A 16915-nucleotide genomic window follows, 5' to 3' on the forward strand; every position below is an offset into this window, starting at 1 on the left:
GCAACGCGGCTACACGAGGCCGAACCCGTGAAAACCGGTGTGTCGTGTGATTCGACGTCGGCTGGCCTCAGCGGACCGAGTCGAGGAGGAGCCGCTGTTCGACGCGCTTGACCTCGTGTTGCACGTCGCGGACGGCGTCGATGTTGGCCGAGATGGAGCTGACGCCCTTGTCGACGAGGAACTGGACCATCTTGGGCTTCGAGCCGGCCTGCCCGCAGATGCTCGTCTTCACGCCGACCTCGCGGCACGTCTCGATGGTGTCGCCGATGAGCTTGAGCACCGCCGGGTGCAGCTCGTCGTAGATGTCGGCGACGTGCTCGTTGTTGCGGTCCACCGCGAGGGTGTACTGCGTCAGGTCGTTCGTGCCGAACGAGGCGAAGTCGATGCCGGCGTCGGCGAGTTCCTCGATGCAGAGCGCCGCCGCGGGCGTCTCTATCATGACGCCCCACTCGCGCTTTTCGGGGTCGATGCCGGCCTCGCGCATGTGCTCTTTCGCCCGGAGCACGTCCTCGGCGTCGTTGACGAGCGGGAACATGACTTCGAGGTTGTCGTAGCCCATGTCGAACAGGCGGCGGAACGCCTGCAGTTCGAGGCGGAACACGCTCGGGTTGTCGAGGCCGCGGCGGATGCCGCGGTAGCCGAGCATCGGGTTGTGCTCGCGCGGCTCGTTCTCGCCGCCTTCGAGCTGTCGGAACTCGTCGGTCGGCGCGTCGAGGGTGCGGACGCGCACCGGCCGCGGGTAGAACTCCTCTGCGACCTCGCGGACGCCCGAGACGATTTCGTCGACGTAGGCGCGCTCGCCGTTCTGCTCGATGAACCGCTCGGGCGTCTTGCCGAGCGTGAGCACCATGTGTTCGATGCGGAGCAGGCCGACGCCGTCCGCGCCCGTGGCGGCGGCGCGCTCGCCCGCCTCGGGGATGGAGACGTTGACCTTGACCTCGGTCGCGGTCATCGGCTTGACGGGCGTCTTGGGGCGGGCCTCCTCGACGGGCTGGCGCTGTTTCTCCTCGGGTTCCTCGCCCTCGCGGATGGTCCCCTTGTCGCCGTCGATGGTGATAATCTCGCCGTCTTCGAGCGTCTTCGTCCCGTCGCCGGTGCCGACGACCGCGGGCACGCCGAGTTCGCGGGAGACGATGGCCGCGTGGGAGGTCATGCCGCCCTCGTCGGTGACGATGCCGGCGGCGCGCTTCATCGCGGGCACCATGTCCGGCATGGTCATCTCGGTGACGATGATGTCGCCCTCGGCGACCTGGTCGAGGTGGTCGAGTTTGGTGACGATGCGGGCGCGGCCGGAGGCGATGCCGGGGCTCGCGCCGAGGCCGCGGATGAGCACGTCGTCGCCGGTCGCGGTCGCCCGCGAACTCCCGCCGCTGTCGCTTTCGCCTTCCTCGCCGTCGTCGCCCTCGGCGATGGTCGTAATCGGGCGCGACTGGAGCATGTACACCTCGCCGTCGTAGACGGCCCACTCCACGTCCTGGGGCTTCTCGTAGTGGTCTTCGACCAGTTCGCCGAGTTCGAGGAGGCGCGACACCTCGTCGTCGGTGAGGACGCGCTCGTGGCGTCGGTCGTTCGGCACGTCGCGCATGACGGTCTCGCCGCTTTCCTCGTCGCGGACGCACATCGTCTTCTTGTCCGCGATGGTCGCCGTCTCGACCTCGCCGGTCTCGCGGCTGACGACGTAGTTGTCGGGCGAGACGGTGCCGGAGACGACGGCCTCGCCGAGCCCCCACGCCGCCTCGATGATAATCTCCTTCTTCCCGGTCGAGGGGTGGCGAGTGAACATCACGCCGGACTTCTCGGCGTCGACCATCTGCTGGACGACCACCGCGATGTCGACCTTGTCGTGGGGGAAGCCCTTGCGGTTGCGGTAGTAGATGGCGCGCTCGGAGAACAGCGAGGCCCAACACTCCTTGACGCGGTCGAGGAGGTCCTCCTCGGTGACGTTGAGGAACGTCTCCTGTTGGCCCGCGAAGGAGGCGTCCGGCAGGTCCTCGGCCGTCGCGGACGACCGGACTGCGACGAAGGCGTCGCCCTCGCCGACGCTCCGGTAAGCGTCGAGAATCTCCTCCCGAACGTCGTCCGGCATCGGCGTTTCCATGATGAGGTCGTGGGCCGCCTCGTGGGCCGCCTGCAGCGCCGCGGAGTCCTCGTGGTCGACCTCGACCGCGGCGAACAGCTCGTCGTCGATGCCCGCGTCCTCGATGAACGCGCGGTACGTGCTCGCCGTCACGACGAATCCCGGCGGGACGGGAAGCCCCGCACCGGTTAGTTCGCCCAGCGACGCGCCTTTCCCGCCGACCAGGTCGAGGTCGTCAGCCCGTACGTCGTCCAGCCAGACTACAGCCATGTGATGTTCGTATGGTCCCGCACCCCGATAAAGAAGTTTGCGAACGAAACAAGTATGAATGAAAACTCACTCGAAGCCGAGTATGAAATTGCGGCGTCAGCGGGGAGACGGCCGCTCTCAGCCCTCTCGGCGTTCCCGGCCGTGTTCCTCGCACAGGACGTCGCCGGCGTCGGGGTCGAGGTAGAACGGCGACCCGGCTTCGACCGGCCTCCCGCAGACCGCACAGCCGTCGTCGTGCCGCAGGAAGTACTTCCCCTCCGCGCGGCCCGTCTCCAGTCGCCCGGCGGCGACGGCCGGCCGCGTCAGTCCCTCGCCGATCTGGGTGCGCTCCGCGCTGTCGGCCTCCTCGAAGCGAATCGGTCGCATACCGACCGTAGGCCCTCCCGCGGCAAATCGCTACGGGCAGCGAGGGGTTCATAATCGCTCGTCACGTGACTCCTAGCGTGCTTCCGGAGTGGGTCTTTCTGCTCCCGCCGTGGCTCGTCGTCGGCCTCGCGGCGGGCGCGGTCGCCTCCGTCGTCGTCGCCGGCGTCTTCGTCGTCGGCAGTCGCGTGTTTCCGGATCGGGAGGTCTCCCGCGGCCCACGCGTCGACGGGACGGGCCGCCGCCGCGTCGAAATCCGCGACTACCTCACCGCCATCGACGAGCGGTTCGTCGAGGACCGCCCGGTCCGCGGCGAGACCGTGGCGTTCTTCCTCCCCGACCGCGGCGTCGCCATCACGTTCGACGCGCAGGCGTTCTTCCGCCTCGAACGCGCGGGCGTCTACGCCGTCCTCTGCGAACACGAGATGCCCGGCGGCCAACTCGGCCGCCGCCTCCCCTTCGACGTGCCGGACATCGAACCCGAACTGGCCGACCTCGACGACCCCGTGTCGGCCGCCTTCGACCGCCTCGACCTCCCCGCGAACGCCTCCTCTGAGGCCGTTCAGGACGCCTACCGAGCGCGGGTGAAAGACGTGCACCCCGACCACGGCGGGGACCGAGAGCGGTTCCGCGAGCTACGGGAGGCGTACACGATGGCGCGAGACCACGCCGAGGGCTGAGAATCCGACTGCGAGAAAAATCGAACCCGACGCGGAGCTACGGCTCCGTCACTTCGAACAGCACGCCCGCGTCGCGGAGCGCGTCGGTCACGCGCCCGGCGGCGTCCGTGCTGGCGACGACCGCGGCGTCGAGGCCGCGGGCCGCGGCGTCGGCGGCGACCTCGCCCGGCGCGAACCACGTCCGCACGTCGACGTCCGCGCGGCGGCAGGCGACGACGGCCTCGACGCCCGCGGCGACGACGATGTCGGCGTCGTCGCACGCCGCCGCGAGCGAGCCCGAATCGACCGCGTCGTCCTCGGCGACCCGAGCCGGCGGCACCTGCAGGACGCGGACCGAGCCGGGTTCCATCTCGATGACGCCCTCGAAGCCGGTGACGCTGGCCGCGTCGCCCGCCTCGGCGTCGGTGGTGGCGACGCCGATGGCCGGCCCGTCGTCGCCGGGCGTGGCGTGGAGCAGGCCGTCTCGGAGCGACAGCGTCACCGTGTCGCCGGCCGCCACGTCGTCGGTGACGATTGCGGCGTCCTCGTTGACGCTCTCCAGCACGTCGTCGGTGACGTGTTCGGCGAACCGCTGGAGGGCGCGCGCCTCCTGAAACAGCCAGTCGACGCCCTCTTTCGTCACGCGGTAGCGCGACCGGCCCTGCTTGTCGACGAGCCCGTCTTCGACGAGGTCGCGGATGTACTCGGAGACCGCCTGACTCGTCACCCCGACCGCCTCGGCGATTTCGCCCTGACTCACCGCCGGCTGTCGGTCGGCTATCTCGGCGAGGATGCGAAAGCGGGTCGCGGTGCGCTTGTCCTCCAGTGCGCCGCTCATGTGCCGAACGTGGGACGCACCGATTAAAAAGGCCCCTGCTCCACCACGGAGTTCGACCGCCCTCTCGGGAGCCTTCGGTGCGACGCGCGCCTTCGGTGGTGATTTGTCTTCGACGCCCCTCGATTCGGTCGTGACACGCGTCTCCGTCCGCGAGCGCGCCGTCTTCCTCCCCGACGCCGACGCGCTCGTCCTCGCGGACCTGCACGTCGGCCGAGCCGACGCCTCGGCGGTCGACTTCCCGCTCGGCGAGGGGACCGACCTCGCCGAGCGCCTGCGAGCCTCCTGCGCCGAGTTCGACCCCCGCGAGGTCGTCTTCGCCGGCGACGTGCTCCACCGGTTCGACCGCGTCTCCGAGCGCCACGTCGCGGCCCTCGAAACCCTCGCGGAGACGTGCGACGACGCCGGTGCCGACCCGGTGTTCGTCGCCGGCAACCACGACACGATGCTCGCCGAGGTCTGGTCGGGCGACGTGCACGACGAGTACCGACTCACCGACGGGACGCTCGTCTGCCACGGCCACTGCGACCCCGACGGCGACGCCGACCGCTACGTCGTCGGCCACGACCACCCGACGCTCGCCGTCGAGGGGCGGCGGCGGCTCTGCGTCCTCTACGGCCCCGACGCCTACCGCGGCGGCGACGTGCTGATGCTCCCGGCGTTCACCCGCCTCGCCGCGGGCGTCGAAGTAAACGGGATGCACGCGTTTGACTTCCAGTCGCCGCTCGTCACCGACGCGAGCGTCTTCCGGCCGCTCGTCCGCGACGCGGACGCGGGCGAGACCCTCACGTTCCCGCCGCTGGGGAAGCTTCGACGGTTGCTCTGAGGTGCCGAGGCGGGCGGCGAGTGGAAAAACGACGGCGAAGCGCGCGATTACGAGAGGTCGTCGCGGACGGCGTCGGCCGCCTCTTTCCCGCTCCGCATCGCGCCCTGAATCGACGACCACGCGGTGTAGTCGCCGGCGAGGTACGCCCGGCCGGGCGCGTCGCGGGCGTCGGGCAGGGACTCGTGGACGCCCGGCGGTTGCGCGAACTGCGCGAAGGAGATGTAGTCGGTGTGGAGGGGTTCGAGGTCGTCGAAGTAGCGCTCGGGGTACCACGCTTCGAGCGTCCGGCGGGTCTTCTCGAACAGTTCCTCTTCGGACTCGTCCTGTGCGGCCGCGCCGAGGAACGTCGCGTTCAGGAGTTCCGTCCCCGGCGGGGCGTACTCCGGCGCGACGGTCGAAAGCGGGACGACCGTGTTGGGGTCGGGACTCGGCGCGTTGAGCATGATGCGCTTGCCCGCGTCGAGGCCGCTCCCGCTCGGGAGCGTGTAGTACTGGGTGACGCAGCCGTGGGCCTCGGTCGGGATGGACCCGACGCCGGTCAGCCGGCGCGCCTCCTTGGGGTCGGTGGCGACGACGACCGCGTCGGCTTCGAGCGACTCGTCGCCGGTGGCGACGACCGCGCCGTCGCCGTCGGACTGGACCGATTCCACGCGCTCGCCGAGGCGGATAGTCGCGCCCTCGTCGCGGGCGGCGTCGGCGAGTTGCTCGGGGACCGCCCCCATCCCCGCCGCGGGGACCGCGGTGCTCCCCGTCGAGAGCATCTTGAAGGTGTACTCGAACACCCGCTTCGACGACGAGAGCGAGCGGTCGAGCGTGATGCCGCCGTAGAAGGGCGCGACGAAGTGCTCGATGTAGTCCTCCGAGAAGCCCCAGTCGCGGAGGTACGACCGGATGCTCCGGTCGGCCGAGGCGAAGATGTCCGCCTCGTCGCGGGTGCTCACGTCCTGTCTGAGCGCCAGCGTCCGGAGCTTGTCGCTCGTCGTCACCTCGGGGTTGCGGACGGACTCGAACAGGCCGCCGATGTCGCGGAGGGGGTCCGACAGCACCGCGCGTCGGCTCGGCCGGCAGATGGTCGCGCCGGGCGTGAACCGCCGGAGGTCCAGCGCGTCGAGGTCGAGTTCCCGCCGGACGGCGGGGTAGTCGGTGAAGAGGACCTGAAACCCGCGGTCGAGCGTGAAGCCGTCTTTCGTCCGGGTGCGGACCCGCCCGCCGACGCCGTCGCGCCGCTCCACGACGGTCACGTCGGCCCCGTCGGCGGCGAGGTGTCGCGCGGCGACGAGGCCCGCGAGGCCCGCGCCGACGACCGCGATGTGGCTATCGTCCATACCTCGTCTCTCGGACGGGCGACACAAAGCCGCTACGGGTGGCGGCCATCGGCCGACGGGAAGGGCTTAGTCCCTCCCCCCGTAAGCCCCGGCCATGCAGACGTCCGACAGCTTCTCCGGGCTGGTGTGCACGGAGACCGGCGACGAGTACGACGCGGACGCGACCGGCGCGAGCGACGCCGGCGCGCCGCTTGACCCCGCCTACGACCTCGACGCGGTCGAGTGGGACGCCGAGACGCTCGCCGAGCGCCCCTTCGACACGATGTGGCGCTACCGCGAACTGCTCCCCTTCGCGGAGCCGGTGACGGCCAACGAGGGCGCGACGCCGCTCGTTTCGGCCGACGCGCTCGGCGAGGAGGCGGGCGTCGGGTCGCTTCTCATCAAAGACGAGGGTCGCAACCCGACCGGGACGTTCCTCGACCGCGGCTTCTCGCTCGCCGTCACCGCGGCGCGAGAGGCCGACGCCGAGGTCGTCGCGCACGCCTCGCCCGGCAACGGCGCGCAGTCGGCGGCCTCCTACGCGGGCCTCGTGGACGCGCGCTCCTACGGCTTCGTCCCCTCGCGGACGCCGTTCCCGAACAAGGCCATGGTGAACGTCCACGGCGGCCAGATGAAGGTCGTCGGCGGGCGCTACCCCGACGCGCTCTCGGCGCTCCACGAACAGCTCAAAAGCGACTGGTACACGCTCCAGGAGTTCGACAACCCCTACCGCCACGACGGCGCGAAGACCGTCGCCTACGAGGTGGCGGAGCGCCTCGACTGGTCGGTCCCCGACTGGGTCGTCGTCCCCGTCTCGACCGGCGAACTCACCTACGGCGTCTACAAGGGCTTTTCCGACCTCGTCGAACTCGGGCTGGTCGAGTCGGTCCCCAAGCTCGTCGCGGCGCAGTCGGTCGGCTGCTCGCCGGTCGCCACCGCGTGGGAGGCCGACAGCGACGCCCACGAGGCGTGGAACCAGCCGGACACCATCGTCGGCGAACTGGAGATTCCCGACCCGGCGGGCGGGTCGCTCGCGCTCCGCGCCGTCCGCGAGTCCGGCGGCGCGGCGGTCGCCGTCAGCGACGACGACGCGCTCGAATCCGCCGTCACCGCCGCGCAGACCGCCGGCGTCGAAGTCGGTCCCGCCGGCGGCGTCGCGCTCGCCGGCGCGTGGGAACTCGCAGACGAGTTCGACGCGGACGACACGGTCGTCGTCGTCAACACCGAGTCCGGGACGAAGAACGCCGACATCCTCCGCAGTCACCTGATGGGACAGGGCGTCTAAGATCTCGTTTCGGCCGGTTGGTCCGCCGCTCGAACGCCCTCGTTTCCTCCATCAGACTTTTCCTTTAGACGCATCTAATCCGTGGTATGTTGAGCGACGTGATGGAGGACTACCTGAAGGCAATCTACACGCTCCAGATGGAGCAGGGACCGCCGGTTTCGACCTCCGACATCGCGGAGTATCTCGGGAAGACGCCGCCGACCGTGACGAGCATGGTCGGCAAGCTCGAAGAGCGCGGGCTGGTCGACCGCGAGAAGTACAAGGGCGTCGAGCTGACCACCGAGGGCGAGACCGTCGCGCTCGAAGTGCTCCGACACCACCGCCTCCTTGAGGCGTACCTCACGGAACACCTCGACTACTCGTGGAGCGAGGTCCACGACGAGGCCGACGCGCTCGAACACCACATCAGCGAGGAGTTCGAAAAGCGGGTCGCGGCCGCCCTCGGCGAGCCGGAGGTCGACCCCCACGGCGACCCCATTCCGAGCGCCGACCTCACGCCGCCGGACTCCTCGGAGCTGTCGGCGCTGTCGGACTGCGAGGTGGGCGACCGCCTCGTCGTCGCCCGCGTCAGCGACCGCGACCCCGCGGAGTTGGAGTACCTCTCCGAGGCGGGCGTCACGCCCGGCACGACCATCGAGGTGACCGACGTCGCCCCGTTCGGGATGGTGACCGTGCGCGTCGGCGAGGGCGGCCGCGAGCAGAGCCTCCCCGAGTCCGTCGCCCGAACGATTCGCGTCCGACCGCCCGACGAGCCGAGCGGCGAGGAGGTGTCGCCCGCGTGACCGGCTGGTGGGAGATTCTCGTCGTCGCCCTCGTCTCCCAACTCGCGGTCCTGCCGGGCGAGAAGGTCCAGTTCATCATCGCGGGCCTGTCGACCCGCTTCGACCCCAAGATCGTCGTCGCGGCCGCGGGGTCGGCGTTCGCCATCTGGACGGCCCTCGAAATCATGCTCGGGCAGGCGCTCAAGAGCGCGCTCCCGCCGGCCGCGCTCGACGCCATCACCGCCGTCCTGTTCGCCACGTTCGCGGTGCTTCTCTACCGCTCCGCGCCAGAGGCGTCCGCGGGGGGCGAGACCGCGACCACCGACGGCGGCGTCTCCGCGTTCGACGACGCGCCGACTGTATTCGGCCGCGAACTGTCGACGCAGGGCTTCGGCGGCTTCCTGCCCATCTTCGCCATGATGGCCGCGGGCGAGTTCGGCGACAAGACCCAGATCGTCACCATCGGGCTGGCCGTGCAGTACGGCGCGACCTCGGCTATCTGGGCGGGCGAGATGCTCGCTATCATCCCGGTGAGCATCGCCAACGCGTACTTCTTCCACCGCTTCTCGGGGCGGTTCGACACGCGCAAGGCGTACCTCGGGGCGGCCGCCCTGTTCGCCTTCTTCGCCGCCGACACCCTCCTCTACATCGCCACCGACTTTTCGGTCTGGGAGACGCTCGTCGGCACCGTCAGCGACGCGGTCCTCGCGCTGGTCTGACCGGCAGCCCGCGGGCCGCTCGGCGGTCTACTCCCCCACGCCGTCGCTTCCGCGCCATTTTTCACGGCATCGCGCCCAAGAAAGAGCCATGTCTACCCTTCTGCCGTCCCTGGGTGCCGGGTTGGTGTTCGGCCTGGCGCTCGCCGCGCCGCCCGGCCCGATGAACGCCGTCATCGCCGAGGAGAGCGTCGTCCGCGGGTGGACCGCGGGCGCTCGCGCCGGTCTCGGCGCGATGAGCGCCGACGCGCTCTTTTTCGTCCTCGCGGCGCTCGGTCTCGTCGCGTTCGTCCAGCAGTTCCCGACGGTGCAGGCCGTCATGGTCGGTGCCGGCGGCGTCCTCATGCTCTACTTCGCCTACGGCGCGGCACAGGAGATGGATACCACGTTCCGCGAGGCCGCCGACCCCGACGACGACAGCGCGGGCTTCACGAAGGCGTTCGTGCTCGCGCTGACGAATCCCTACCAGATTCTGTTCTGGCTCACTATCGGCGTCGGTCTCTTGGAGACCGGCACCGTCGACGTGCTCGCCCACACGCCGTATCTCGGGGCGTCGCTGGCGAACCTCCTCGTCGTGGAGACGGGAAGCCCGGCGCTCATCCTCGGCTTCTTCGGCGGCATCGCGGTCTGGGTGACCGGCTTCCCCGCGGCGCTCGTCGCGGCCGAACAGCGCGTCGACTCCTTCGCGCCGGCCGTCGCCGCCGTCAGCGCCGTCGTCCTCGGCGGCTTCGGCGTCGTCTTCATCTGGGACGCGGTGCGGCCGCTCGTCGGCTTCATCTGGGACGCGGTGCGACCCCTCGTGCTCTGACGCCCGGAAAAATGCGTTTGCGGGTCGCTACATGTCGCCGACGATGTCGTCGGCAATCGTGTTCAGGTAGTTGCTGTGGTCGTCGCCGACCTGTCCCTCCACGTCGTGGTCGGTGTAGTTCGCGGGCGGCGTGTCGCCGTCTTCGAGTCCCGTCTCGCCGAGCGCCTGATCGAACTCGATGGTGTTGTACGCCCACTGGAGCACGTCGTCGGCCTCGTTGTAGTAGTTGTGAACGCGGCCGGTCCGGTCGCGGATGGCCTCGTAGGTCGCGCGTCCCTCCTCTCTGCCCGGAACCTCGTTGTCGGTCGCGGCCCCGAACGAATGGACGGTGGCCACCTCGTAGCCCGGGTCAGTCCAGTCGCTTCGGCCGTCGAGGGTGCGGAGCGCGCTGAAGACCACCTGCGCGCCGAGCGAGTGGCTGGCGAACCGGAGGGTCGCGTCCGGGCAGGCCGCCTTGAGGTCGACGGCGAACTGCGCGAGCTTGCGGCCGTTCCCTTGGGCGATGTCTTCCGACTCGCCCCAGCCGAAGTCCAGGCCACCGCCCTTGTCGTTGTCCCACGTGTAGCCGACGAGCGTCCCGCCGTAGCCGGCGTCGGCGAGTTCGGCGTCGGCCAACGCTATCTTGTCGAGGGCGGCCGCCTCGGGGTCGTCGCCGTCCTTGTCCCACCCGTGGACGAACACGGTCAGGTCTGCGGCGCACCCGACGTCGACGCCGGGTACGTCGCCGGAGGTGTCGTAGCCGCGGGCGGCGTGGCCGGACGCGAGCGAGCCGTCGTCGTCGAAGTGGTCGCGCGTCGAGACGTGGGGGACCGACGCGGCGGCCGCGGGGCCGCTTCCGACGACCGCGAGTCCGGAGAGCGCTGCTGCTGTCGTCGCGAGAAACTGCCGTCTGCGTGTCATGAGTTGTCCGCCCGCACGACTGCGGGCATCTTTTCTTCGGAGCGACAAATGATAAATCAAACTACGGTTCGATACGTTGAGATATTGTCACACGGGGGCTCCGAAACCGCCGCACGGAACCTCACCCGAGGCGGTCGAGACAGGGTCGTTCCGGCCGGCGAGACGAGAAACACTATGAACCGCCGTGGCCGATTTCCGGGTATGTTCGATAAATCGACGTGGATCAAGCTGCCCCGGAACGTGCTTCAGGGCCACGGCGTGCTCGACGACCTCTCGGCCGCGGTCGACGAGCTGTACCTCTCGGGCGACCCGTTTCTCGTCACGAGCCCGTCGCCCGACCGCATCGCCGGCGACCGGGTCCGCGAGCAGTTCGACGGCATCTCCTCCGTCTCTCTGGACCGCGCGAGCTTCGAGTCGGTCGAGCGCGTCGTCGACGCGGCGCGCGAGGCCGACGCGGGCTACCTCATCGCTCTCGGCGGCGGCAAGCCCATCGACGTGGCGAAGATGGCCTCCGACCGCCTCGACTGCGGCTTCATCTCGGTCCCGACGGCGGCGAGCCACGACGGCATCGTCTCGGGCCGGTCGTCGATACCCGAGGGCGACACCCGCCACTCGGTCGCCGCGGACCCGCCGCTCGCGGTCGTCGCCGACACGGAGTTGCTCGCGGAGGCCCCGTGGGAGCTCACGACCGCCGGCTGCGCCGACATCATCTCGAACTACACCGCGGTCAAAGACTGGGAGCTCGCCCACCGCCTGAAGAACGTCGAGTACTCCGAGTACGCGGGCGCGCTCTCGCAGATGACCGCCGAGATGCTCGTCGGCAGCGCCGACTCCATCAAACCGGGGCTCGAAGAGTCCGCGTGGATCGTGACGAAGGCGCTCGTCTCCTCGGGGGTCGCCATGTCCATCGCCGGCTCCTCGCGGCCCGCGTCGGGCGCGGAGCACCTCTTTTCGCACCAGCTCGACCGCATCGCTCCCGGGAGCGCCCTCCACGGCCACCAGGTCGGCGTCGGCTCCATCATGACCGAGTACTTCCACAGCGGCGCGCGCGGCGAGTGGACCGACATCCGCGACGCCCTGTCGACGATGGGCGCGCCGACGACCGCCGACGAACTCGGCATCGACGACGAGACGATTATCGAGGCGCTCACGACCGCCCACGAGATTCGCGACCGCTACACGATTCTCGGTAACGGCGTCAGCGAGGAGGCGGCCATCGAGGCCGCGACCATCACCGGCGTCATCTAAGCCCACCTTTTTACGCCTCGGGTCGCGGGGCGACCGCTCGGCGCACAAACCCGGAGGGAAAAACCCGCGAGACTCGGCCGCCGGCCTCGCTCGTGGGACAGCACGTTCGCGTCACACGTGGTTCTCTCGGGACTGGGTGATGTAAAGGGCGAGCGCCCTAGGTGCACAGCATGGAACTCGTCGAAGCCACCACAGCGGACCTCGACGCGCTCGTCGAGCGCTGGTATTCGCTCGCGAAAGCGATGGAAGCACACGACGAACTGAACGCCCTCGCCGCGGATGTCACCGAAACCGCCGACGGTGGCTTCCGCGCTCATCTCGACGACGAGGCAGTCACCGACTACCTCGTCGTTCACGAGGGCGAGACAATCGGGTTCGTCACGCTCCGCGAGGGCCATCACCCGTCCCGGCAGTACTCACAGCCCCTTCGAATCGTGAACCTCGCGGTCGATGAAGCGTACCGGAACCAGGGTCACGGCACGGAAATCCTCGAACGAGTGAAAGACATAGCCCGCGACCGAGGGTGCGACCACCTCAAGGTCTCCTGTGAATGGCAAAACGCGGATGCGCGCCGATTCTACCGTGACACGGGGTTCCGACCGAAGCAAGTCGACTTCGCACAGTCGCTGGATTGCGTCGAGTCTCGGTAGTACCACTCTCAAACGTCGTCCCGAACCCGAAGAGGCAAGACGGCTCCTTCCCAACCCCCGGTCATGGCAACTGCGAGCGCAGACAACCCCCTGAAGGAACACCCCGCGGCCGCGACCGCCGTCCTCTCGGTGGTCGGGTACGCCCTCGTCATCGGGACGTTCCTCGGCGTCGTCCCCGGGAGGGTCTTTCCCGACCTGTCGCTCCCACAGGTGAACCTCCTCTCGGACGCCATCGCCGTCGTGAACACGGTGAACGTCCTCGTCATCGCGGCGGGCTGGCGCTGGATTCGCCGCAACGAGGTCCGCAAGCACGCGGCCGCGATGGTCACGTCGTTCGGCCTCATCCTCGTCTTCCTCGTGATGTACCTCGCGAAAATCGGCGGCGGCGGCACCAAGGAGTTCGTCGGCCCCGCGTTCGCGTACTACCCGTACCTGGCGATGCTGGCGATTCACATCGTCCTCTCTATCGTCTCGGTGCCGGTCGTCCTCTACGCGCTCATCCTCGGCATCACCCACTCCGAGCGCGAACTGCGGACCGAGACGCCCCACCGCAAAGTCGGCCGCATCGCGGCGAGCGCGTGGCTCGTCTCGCTCGCGCTCGGCGTCGTGACGTACCTGCTTCTCAACCACGTCTACAGCTGGGAGTACACGGTCACCGCGGTCGAGTCCGCGGGCGCGCTCCTCGCGCCCGTCGTCGGGCTCTGAGGCGCGTCGCCGCGTCTCGCTTCCCCCCGCGGCGCTCCGGCTCCCGGTCGCGTCGCGCCCTCGAAAACTGTGGATTTTTATTGCGCGGCGTAGTGGCGGCGAATATGCGAGTCGCGCTCGTCTCGATGTACACGACGCACCACGAGGAGACGGGAGCGACCAGACGGCTCCGACGGACGGCCGAACTCCTCGCCGAGCGCGACCACGAGGTCACGGTGCTCTGTGCGAGGTGGTGGGACGGCGAGGTCGTCGAGTTCAAGCAGGACGGGGTGACGTATCACCGCGTGACCGACGCGCCCTCCGTCGGCGGCTTCGCCTCCCGCGTCCCCTTCGCCCTCCGCGAGGTCGCTCCCGACGTGATTCAGGTCGCGAGCTACCCGCCGTCGCACGTCACGGCGGTCAGGACCGCGGCGCGGTTCCTCCGGACGCCGGTCGTCGCCGACTGGTGGGCCCGCGACGACCGCGGCGGCTCGCGGGCCTCCCGGCGGGCGGCGAAGGCCCCGAACGCCGTCTTGGTCCCCTCGGAGATGGTCCGCACGCAGGTCCGCGAACTCGGCGCGGCGGTCGACTCCACCCATCTCGTTCCCGAACCCATCAGCATGGACCTCGTCCGGAGCGCCGACGCCGAGGAGCGCGCGGACGTGGTGTACGCCCGCGACCTCGACGAGCACGCGAACGTCGAGAGCTTCCTCCTCGCGCTCGCGGAGCTCCGCGACAAAGACTGGTCCGCCGTCGTCGTCGGCGACGGCCCCGAGCGCTCGACGGCCGAACAGACCGCCCGCGACCTCCGCATCGACGACCGCGTCGAGTTCCTCGGCGAACTCCCCGCGGACGAGGCGGTGCCCATCATGAAGGGCGCGCACGTCTTCGCGCAGACCGCGACGGTCGAACCGTTCGCGACGAACCTGCTGTGGGCGCTCGCCTGCGGCTGTGTGTCCATCGTCGAGTACCAGGCCCGGTCGTCGGCCCACGAACTCGTCGAGGGGCGCGAGCGCGGGTCGCTCGTCACGAGCCCCCAAGAGCTGGCGGACGAAATCGTCGCCGCCCGCAGGTACGACCACGAGACGGTCGACGACGACTTCGCCGCCTACGACTTCCGGCGGGTCATCGAGCAGTACGAATCGATATACGAGACCGAGCGCGACGACTACGGCTTCTTCTGAGTCGGCCATCGCGCCGGCGGCTGTCGCGGCGACGACCGAACTCGGGCGAGCGCGGCCGCTCGCAACTGGTGAAAATCGAGAGGCGCGACGGCCGCGTCAGTCCTGGACGTCGTAGTCGCCGCCGTACTTCATGAAGAAGTACGCGAGGCCGAGCGTCGCGATCATCGCGAACGTCGTCGCCACGCCGAGGGACTTCGCGCTGTCGGGGACCTGCGGGAGGCTCGACCCGCCGCCACCGCCGGTGCTGACGGTCGGCACGTCGCCGCCGACGGCGACCGCGCCGAGCATGCCGAGCGCCTCGTGGGGCACGCAGTGGTACTTCGTGATGCCGGCGTCGCCCTCCTCGAAGGTGTATTCGTAGGTGCTTCCGGCCTCGGAGACGGCCGCGCCGGAGTCGAGCGACGCGCCCTCGCTCGCGACGACGTTGTGGCCGCCCCCCTCGCCGGTCCACTCCCAGGTCACGGTCGTGCCGGTGTCTATCCAGGCGCCGGCGGGGGAGAACGCGAGGTTCCCGCCGTTACCTTCCGCGCCCACTTCGATGGTGACCTCGCTTTGGCCGCGGAGGTCTTCGTAGCCTCCGTCGATACCGTCGATGTGGCCGCCGAAATCTGGTTCTTCCGTCTGCGCCGCGGCCGTTCCGGAAGTGGCGGCGACCGCCGCGCCGCCAGCGGCCGCCCCGAGGAACGCCCGCCGAGACATATCCACGTTGCCGTCGGTCATGTCCGCCGCTTGGTGTGGGCCTGTAGTGAATACTTTGGTTCTCGTCCGCCGGTCGGGGGTGCCGCGCCTCGATATAGGGGGATATCCCCGCGATGTCGGCCGCGCCGCCGTCGGCGTCGTTCGCGTCTGCGCCGGGAGGTCGCCGACAGGGACCGTCTACAGCGTGTAGTCGAACTCGCCCGTCTCGCTCTCCAAGAACGCCGTCAAGAGGTCGATGTAGGCGACGACGTCGTCCTCGTGGACGCTTTCTGTGACGGTGTGGAGATAGCGCGTCGGCATCGAAATCGCGCCGACGGGCTTCGCGCCGTAGGTGTTCTGGAAGCCGCCGGTGTCGGTGCCGCCCGCGGGGAGCAGTTCCATCTGGTAGGCGATGTCGTTGTCCTCGGCCACGTCCTGGAGGCGGCGGTGGACCTTCGGGTTGGCGATGGCGCTTGAGTCCTTGAGCTTGATGCCCGCGCCCTCGCCGAGTTTCGTGACGTGGTCGGCGGGGTCGAAGCCGGGCACGTCGTTGGCGACGGTGGTGTCGAGGCCGAGCGCGAGGTCGGGGTCGAGGTCGACGCCGAGCGCCTGCGCGCCGCGGAGGCCGACTTCCTCCTGGACCGTCGCGGCGAAGTGAATCGTCACCTCGGGGTTCTCGACGCGCCGGGCGGCCTCAAGCATGGCGAACAGGCAGACGCGGTCGTCGATGGCCTTGCCCGTCACGTGGTTCCCCATGCGGACGGTCGTCTGCTCCATCGTCACGAGGTCGCCGACGGAGACGGTCTCCTCGACGGTGTCGGCGGGCAGGCCGAGGTCGACGTACACGTCCTCGACTTTCGGCTCCTTCTTCTTCTGTTCTTCAGTCAGCGTGTGCGGGGGGACCGAACCGATGACGCCGGTGAGGTCCTCGTCTTCCGCGTGGACGGTCACGCGCTGGGCCTTCAGGACGCGGGGGTCCCAGCCGCCGAGGGCGTCGAGTTGCAGGAAGCCCTCGTCGTTGACGTGGCGGACCATGAAGCCGATTTCGTCCATGTGGGCGGCGACGGCGACCTCGTAGTCGCTCTCGCCCTCGATAGTGCCGACGACGTTGCCCATCGCGTCGACGCGGACGGTGTCGGTCGTCGCTTCGAGGTCCTCGCGGACGAGCGCGCGGATTCGGTCCTCGTAGCCCGGGACGCCGCTGGTCTCGGTGAGCTGTTTCAGGCGGTCGAAATCGAAGTCCATGCGAGTGCATGAATTGCCGGTGTAGATAAGTGCATCAGTCCCGGGCGGTCGTGCCGACACCGCGACCGCCCGCCGCGCCGTCTCGGAAGAACTCTAAATATGATCTTTGTTTTTCCGGAACCCTTTTCCACTTCTCTCCGAAGGTACACAGTATGTCCGACACCGAATCTCAGCTCCGCGAGCAGTTCATGGACGCGTTCGAAAACGCCGATTTCCCCGTGAAGAACCAGATGTCGCTCGTCCCCGCGCTCCCGAACGGTCCGGGCACGAAGTTCAAGACGGACGAGGTGACCGTCACGGCGATGGAGCTGGCCGCGAAGCTCGGTAAGCATCAGGACTTCCCGTACGAGGACGCCGAGAGCCTCGTCGACGACATCATCGCCGGCCTCAAGGCCGAAGGCGTCATCTGAGTTCGGCCGTCG

18 protein-coding genes are annotated in these 16915 nt (G+C 69.3%); 11 read left to right on the forward strand and 7 right to left on the reverse strand.

What is annotated here, in order from left to right; translation table 11 throughout:
• Positions 1-67: 67 nt before the first annotated feature.
• Positions 68-2347 carry a phosphoenolpyruvate synthase gene (ppsA, locus tag FY251_RS01055; RefSeq protein ID WP_148413077.1) on the reverse strand — a complete coding sequence of 760 codons (2280 nt, stop codon included), beginning with the start codon at positions 2345-2347 and terminating at the stop codon, positions 68-70.
• A gap of 117 nt (positions 2348-2464) precedes the next feature.
• Complete coding sequence (locus FY251_RS01060) at positions 2465-2713, reverse strand: hypothetical protein (RefSeq protein ID WP_148413078.1); 249 nt, start codon at positions 2711-2713, stop codon at positions 2465-2467.
• A gap of 77 nt (positions 2714-2790) precedes the next feature.
• Between FY251_RS01060 and FY251_RS01065 the strand changes: the two genes are divergently transcribed.
• On the forward strand, positions 2791-3390 hold the full coding sequence (locus tag FY251_RS01065) for a J domain-containing protein (RefSeq protein ID WP_148413079.1): 600 nt from the start codon (positions 2791-2793) through the stop codon (positions 3388-3390).
• A 37-nt stretch (positions 3391-3427) separates the two neighbouring features.
• On the opposite strand, the gene FY251_RS01070 is transcribed toward FY251_RS01065, so the two are convergent.
• Positions 3428-4207, reverse strand: coding sequence for a MarR family transcriptional regulator (locus FY251_RS01070; protein ID WP_148413080.1), 780 nt, complete (start codon positions 4205-4207; stop codon positions 3428-3430).
• Between the two features lie 130 nt (positions 4208-4337).
• On the opposite strand from FY251_RS01070, the gene FY251_RS01075 reads away from it, so the two are divergent.
• Positions 4338-5030, forward strand: a complete 693-nt coding sequence (locus FY251_RS01075) for a metallophosphoesterase (protein ID WP_148413081.1) — start codon at positions 4338-4340, stop codon at positions 5028-5030.
• Positions 5031-5077: 47 nt separating this feature from the next.
• Here FY251_RS01075 and FY251_RS01080 read toward each other — a convergent pair whose 3' ends face one another.
• Positions 5078-6355 carry an NAD(P)/FAD-dependent oxidoreductase gene (locus FY251_RS01080; protein ID WP_148413082.1) on the reverse strand — a complete coding sequence of 426 codons (1278 nt, stop codon included), beginning with the start codon at positions 6353-6355 and terminating at the stop codon, positions 5078-5080.
• Between the two features lie 94 nt (positions 6356-6449).
• On the opposite strand from FY251_RS01080, the gene FY251_RS01085 reads away from it, so the two are divergent.
• The 4 genes from FY251_RS01085 (at position 6450) to FY251_RS01100 (ending at position 9904) form a co-directional block, all read left to right on the forward strand.
• Positions 6450-7619, forward strand: coding sequence for a threonine synthase (locus tag FY251_RS01085; protein WP_148413083.1), 1170 nt, complete (start codon positions 6450-6452; stop codon positions 7617-7619).
• An 86-nt stretch (positions 7620-7705) separates the two neighbouring features.
• Positions 7706-8401, forward strand: coding sequence for a metal-dependent transcriptional regulator (locus FY251_RS01090; protein ID WP_148413084.1), 696 nt, complete (start codon positions 7706-7708; stop codon positions 8399-8401).
• Positions 8398-9099 (forward strand): TMEM165/GDT1 family protein, encoded by a 702-nt coding sequence (locus tag FY251_RS01095; protein WP_148413085.1) that lies wholly within the window; start codon positions 8398-8400, stop codon positions 9097-9099. The genes FY251_RS01090 and FY251_RS01095 overlap by 4 nt, the downstream gene beginning before the upstream one ends.
• Before the next feature lie 124 nt (positions 9100-9223).
• Positions 9224-9904, forward strand: a complete 681-nt coding sequence (locus FY251_RS01100) for a LysE family translocator (protein ID WP_148413583.1) — start codon at positions 9224-9226, stop codon at positions 9902-9904.
• A 27-nt stretch (positions 9905-9931) separates the two neighbouring features.
• Here the strand turns inward: FY251_RS01100 and FY251_RS01105 are convergent, their stop codons facing one another.
• Positions 9932-10804: an alpha/beta hydrolase gene (locus tag FY251_RS01105; protein ID WP_148413086.1), complete on the reverse strand. Its 873-nt coding sequence runs from the start codon at positions 10802-10804 to the stop codon at positions 9932-9934.
• Positions 10805-11005: 201 nt separating this feature from the next.
• On the opposite strand from FY251_RS01105, the gene FY251_RS01110 reads away from it, so the two are divergent.
• The 4 genes from FY251_RS01110 to FY251_RS01125 all read left to right on the forward strand — a co-directional run bounded on the left by FY251_RS01110 (position 11006) and on the right by FY251_RS01125 (position 14570).
• Entirely contained in the window at positions 11006-12052 is a 1047-nt protein-coding gene (locus FY251_RS01110; protein WP_148413087.1) for an NAD(P)-dependent glycerol-1-phosphate dehydrogenase, read from the forward strand.
• Between the two features lie 170 nt (positions 12053-12222).
• The gene (locus FY251_RS01115) at positions 12223-12702 is read left to right on the forward strand and encodes a GNAT family N-acetyltransferase (protein ID WP_148413088.1); all 480 of its coding nucleotides are present in this window, start codon (positions 12223-12225) and stop codon (positions 12700-12702) included.
• Between the two features lie 63 nt (positions 12703-12765).
• Positions 12766-13407: a DUF420 domain-containing protein gene (locus tag FY251_RS01120; RefSeq protein ID WP_148413089.1), complete on the forward strand. Its 642-nt coding sequence runs from the start codon at positions 12766-12768 to the stop codon at positions 13405-13407.
• 104 nt (positions 13408-13511) lie between these two features.
• Entirely contained in the window at positions 13512-14570 is a 1059-nt protein-coding gene (locus tag FY251_RS01125; protein ID WP_148413090.1) for a glycosyltransferase family 4 protein, read from the forward strand.
• Positions 14571-14666: 96 nt separating this feature from the next.
• On the opposite strand, the gene FY251_RS01130 is transcribed toward FY251_RS01125, so the two are convergent.
• The gene (locus FY251_RS01130; protein WP_148413091.1) at positions 14667-15290 is read right to left on the reverse strand and encodes a halocyanin domain-containing protein; all 624 of its coding nucleotides are present in this window, start codon (positions 15288-15290) and stop codon (positions 14667-14669) included.
• 156 nt (positions 15291-15446) lie between these two features.
• Complete coding sequence (locus FY251_RS01135) at positions 15447-16493, reverse strand: M42 family metallopeptidase (RefSeq protein WP_148413092.1); 1047 nt, start codon at positions 16491-16493, stop codon at positions 15447-15449.
• A 152-nt stretch (positions 16494-16645) separates the two neighbouring features.
• On the opposite strand from FY251_RS01135, the gene FY251_RS01140 reads away from it, so the two are divergent.
• Entirely contained in the window at positions 16646-16903 is a 258-nt protein-coding gene (locus FY251_RS01140; protein WP_004971185.1) for an MTH865 family protein, read from the forward strand.
• The last annotated feature ends 12 nt before the right edge of the window (positions 16904-16915 follow it).

The organism is Haloferax sp. KTX1 (genome assembly GCF_902410085.1).
GTDB classification, from domain to species: domain Archaea; phylum Halobacteriota; class Halobacteria; order Halobacteriales; family Haloferacaceae; genus Haloferax; species Haloferax massiliensis.

Coding starts and splice junctions, on each gene's coding strand:
- ppsA (WP_148413077.1), bottom strand. CDS start 2,347: ATGGCTGTAGTCTGGCTGGACGACGTACGGGCTGACGACCTCGACCTG.
- FY251_RS01060 (WP_148413078.1), bottom strand. CDS start 2,713: ATGCGACCGATTCGCTTCGAGGAGGCCGACAGCGCGGAGCGCACCCAG.
- FY251_RS01070 (WP_148413080.1), bottom strand. CDS start 4,207: ATGAGCGGCGCACTGGAGGACAAGCGCACCGCGACCCGCTTTCGCATC.
- FY251_RS01080 (WP_148413082.1), bottom strand. CDS start 6,355: ATGGACGATAGCCACATCGCGGTCGTCGGCGCGGGCCTCGCGGGCCTC.
- FY251_RS01085 (WP_148413083.1), top strand. CDS start 6,450: ATGCAGACGTCCGACAGCTTCTCCGGGCTGGTGTGCACGGAGACCGGC.
- FY251_RS01090 (WP_148413084.1), top strand. CDS start 7,706: ATGTTGAGCGACGTGATGGAGGACTACCTGAAGGCAATCTACACGCTC.
- FY251_RS01105 (WP_148413086.1), bottom strand. CDS start 10,804: ATGACACGCAGACGGCAGTTTCTCGCGACGACAGCAGCAGCGCTCTCC.
- FY251_RS01110 (WP_148413087.1), top strand. CDS start 11,006: ATGTTCGATAAATCGACGTGGATCAAGCTGCCCCGGAACGTGCTTCAG.
- FY251_RS01115 (WP_148413088.1), top strand. CDS start 12,223: ATGGAACTCGTCGAAGCCACCACAGCGGACCTCGACGCGCTCGTCGAG.
- FY251_RS01120 (WP_148413089.1), top strand. CDS start 12,766: ATGGCAACTGCGAGCGCAGACAACCCCCTGAAGGAACACCCCGCGGCC.
- FY251_RS01125 (WP_148413090.1), top strand. CDS start 13,512: ATGCGAGTCGCGCTCGTCTCGATGTACACGACGCACCACGAGGAGACG.
- FY251_RS01130 (WP_148413091.1), bottom strand. CDS start 15,290: ATGACCGACGGCAACGTGGATATGTCTCGGCGGGCGTTCCTCGGGGCG.
- FY251_RS01135 (WP_148413092.1), bottom strand. CDS start 16,493: ATGGACTTCGATTTCGACCGCCTGAAACAGCTCACCGAGACCAGCGGC.
- FY251_RS01140 (WP_004971185.1), top strand. CDS start 16,646: ATGTCCGACACCGAATCTCAGCTCCGCGAGCAGTTCATGGACGCGTTC.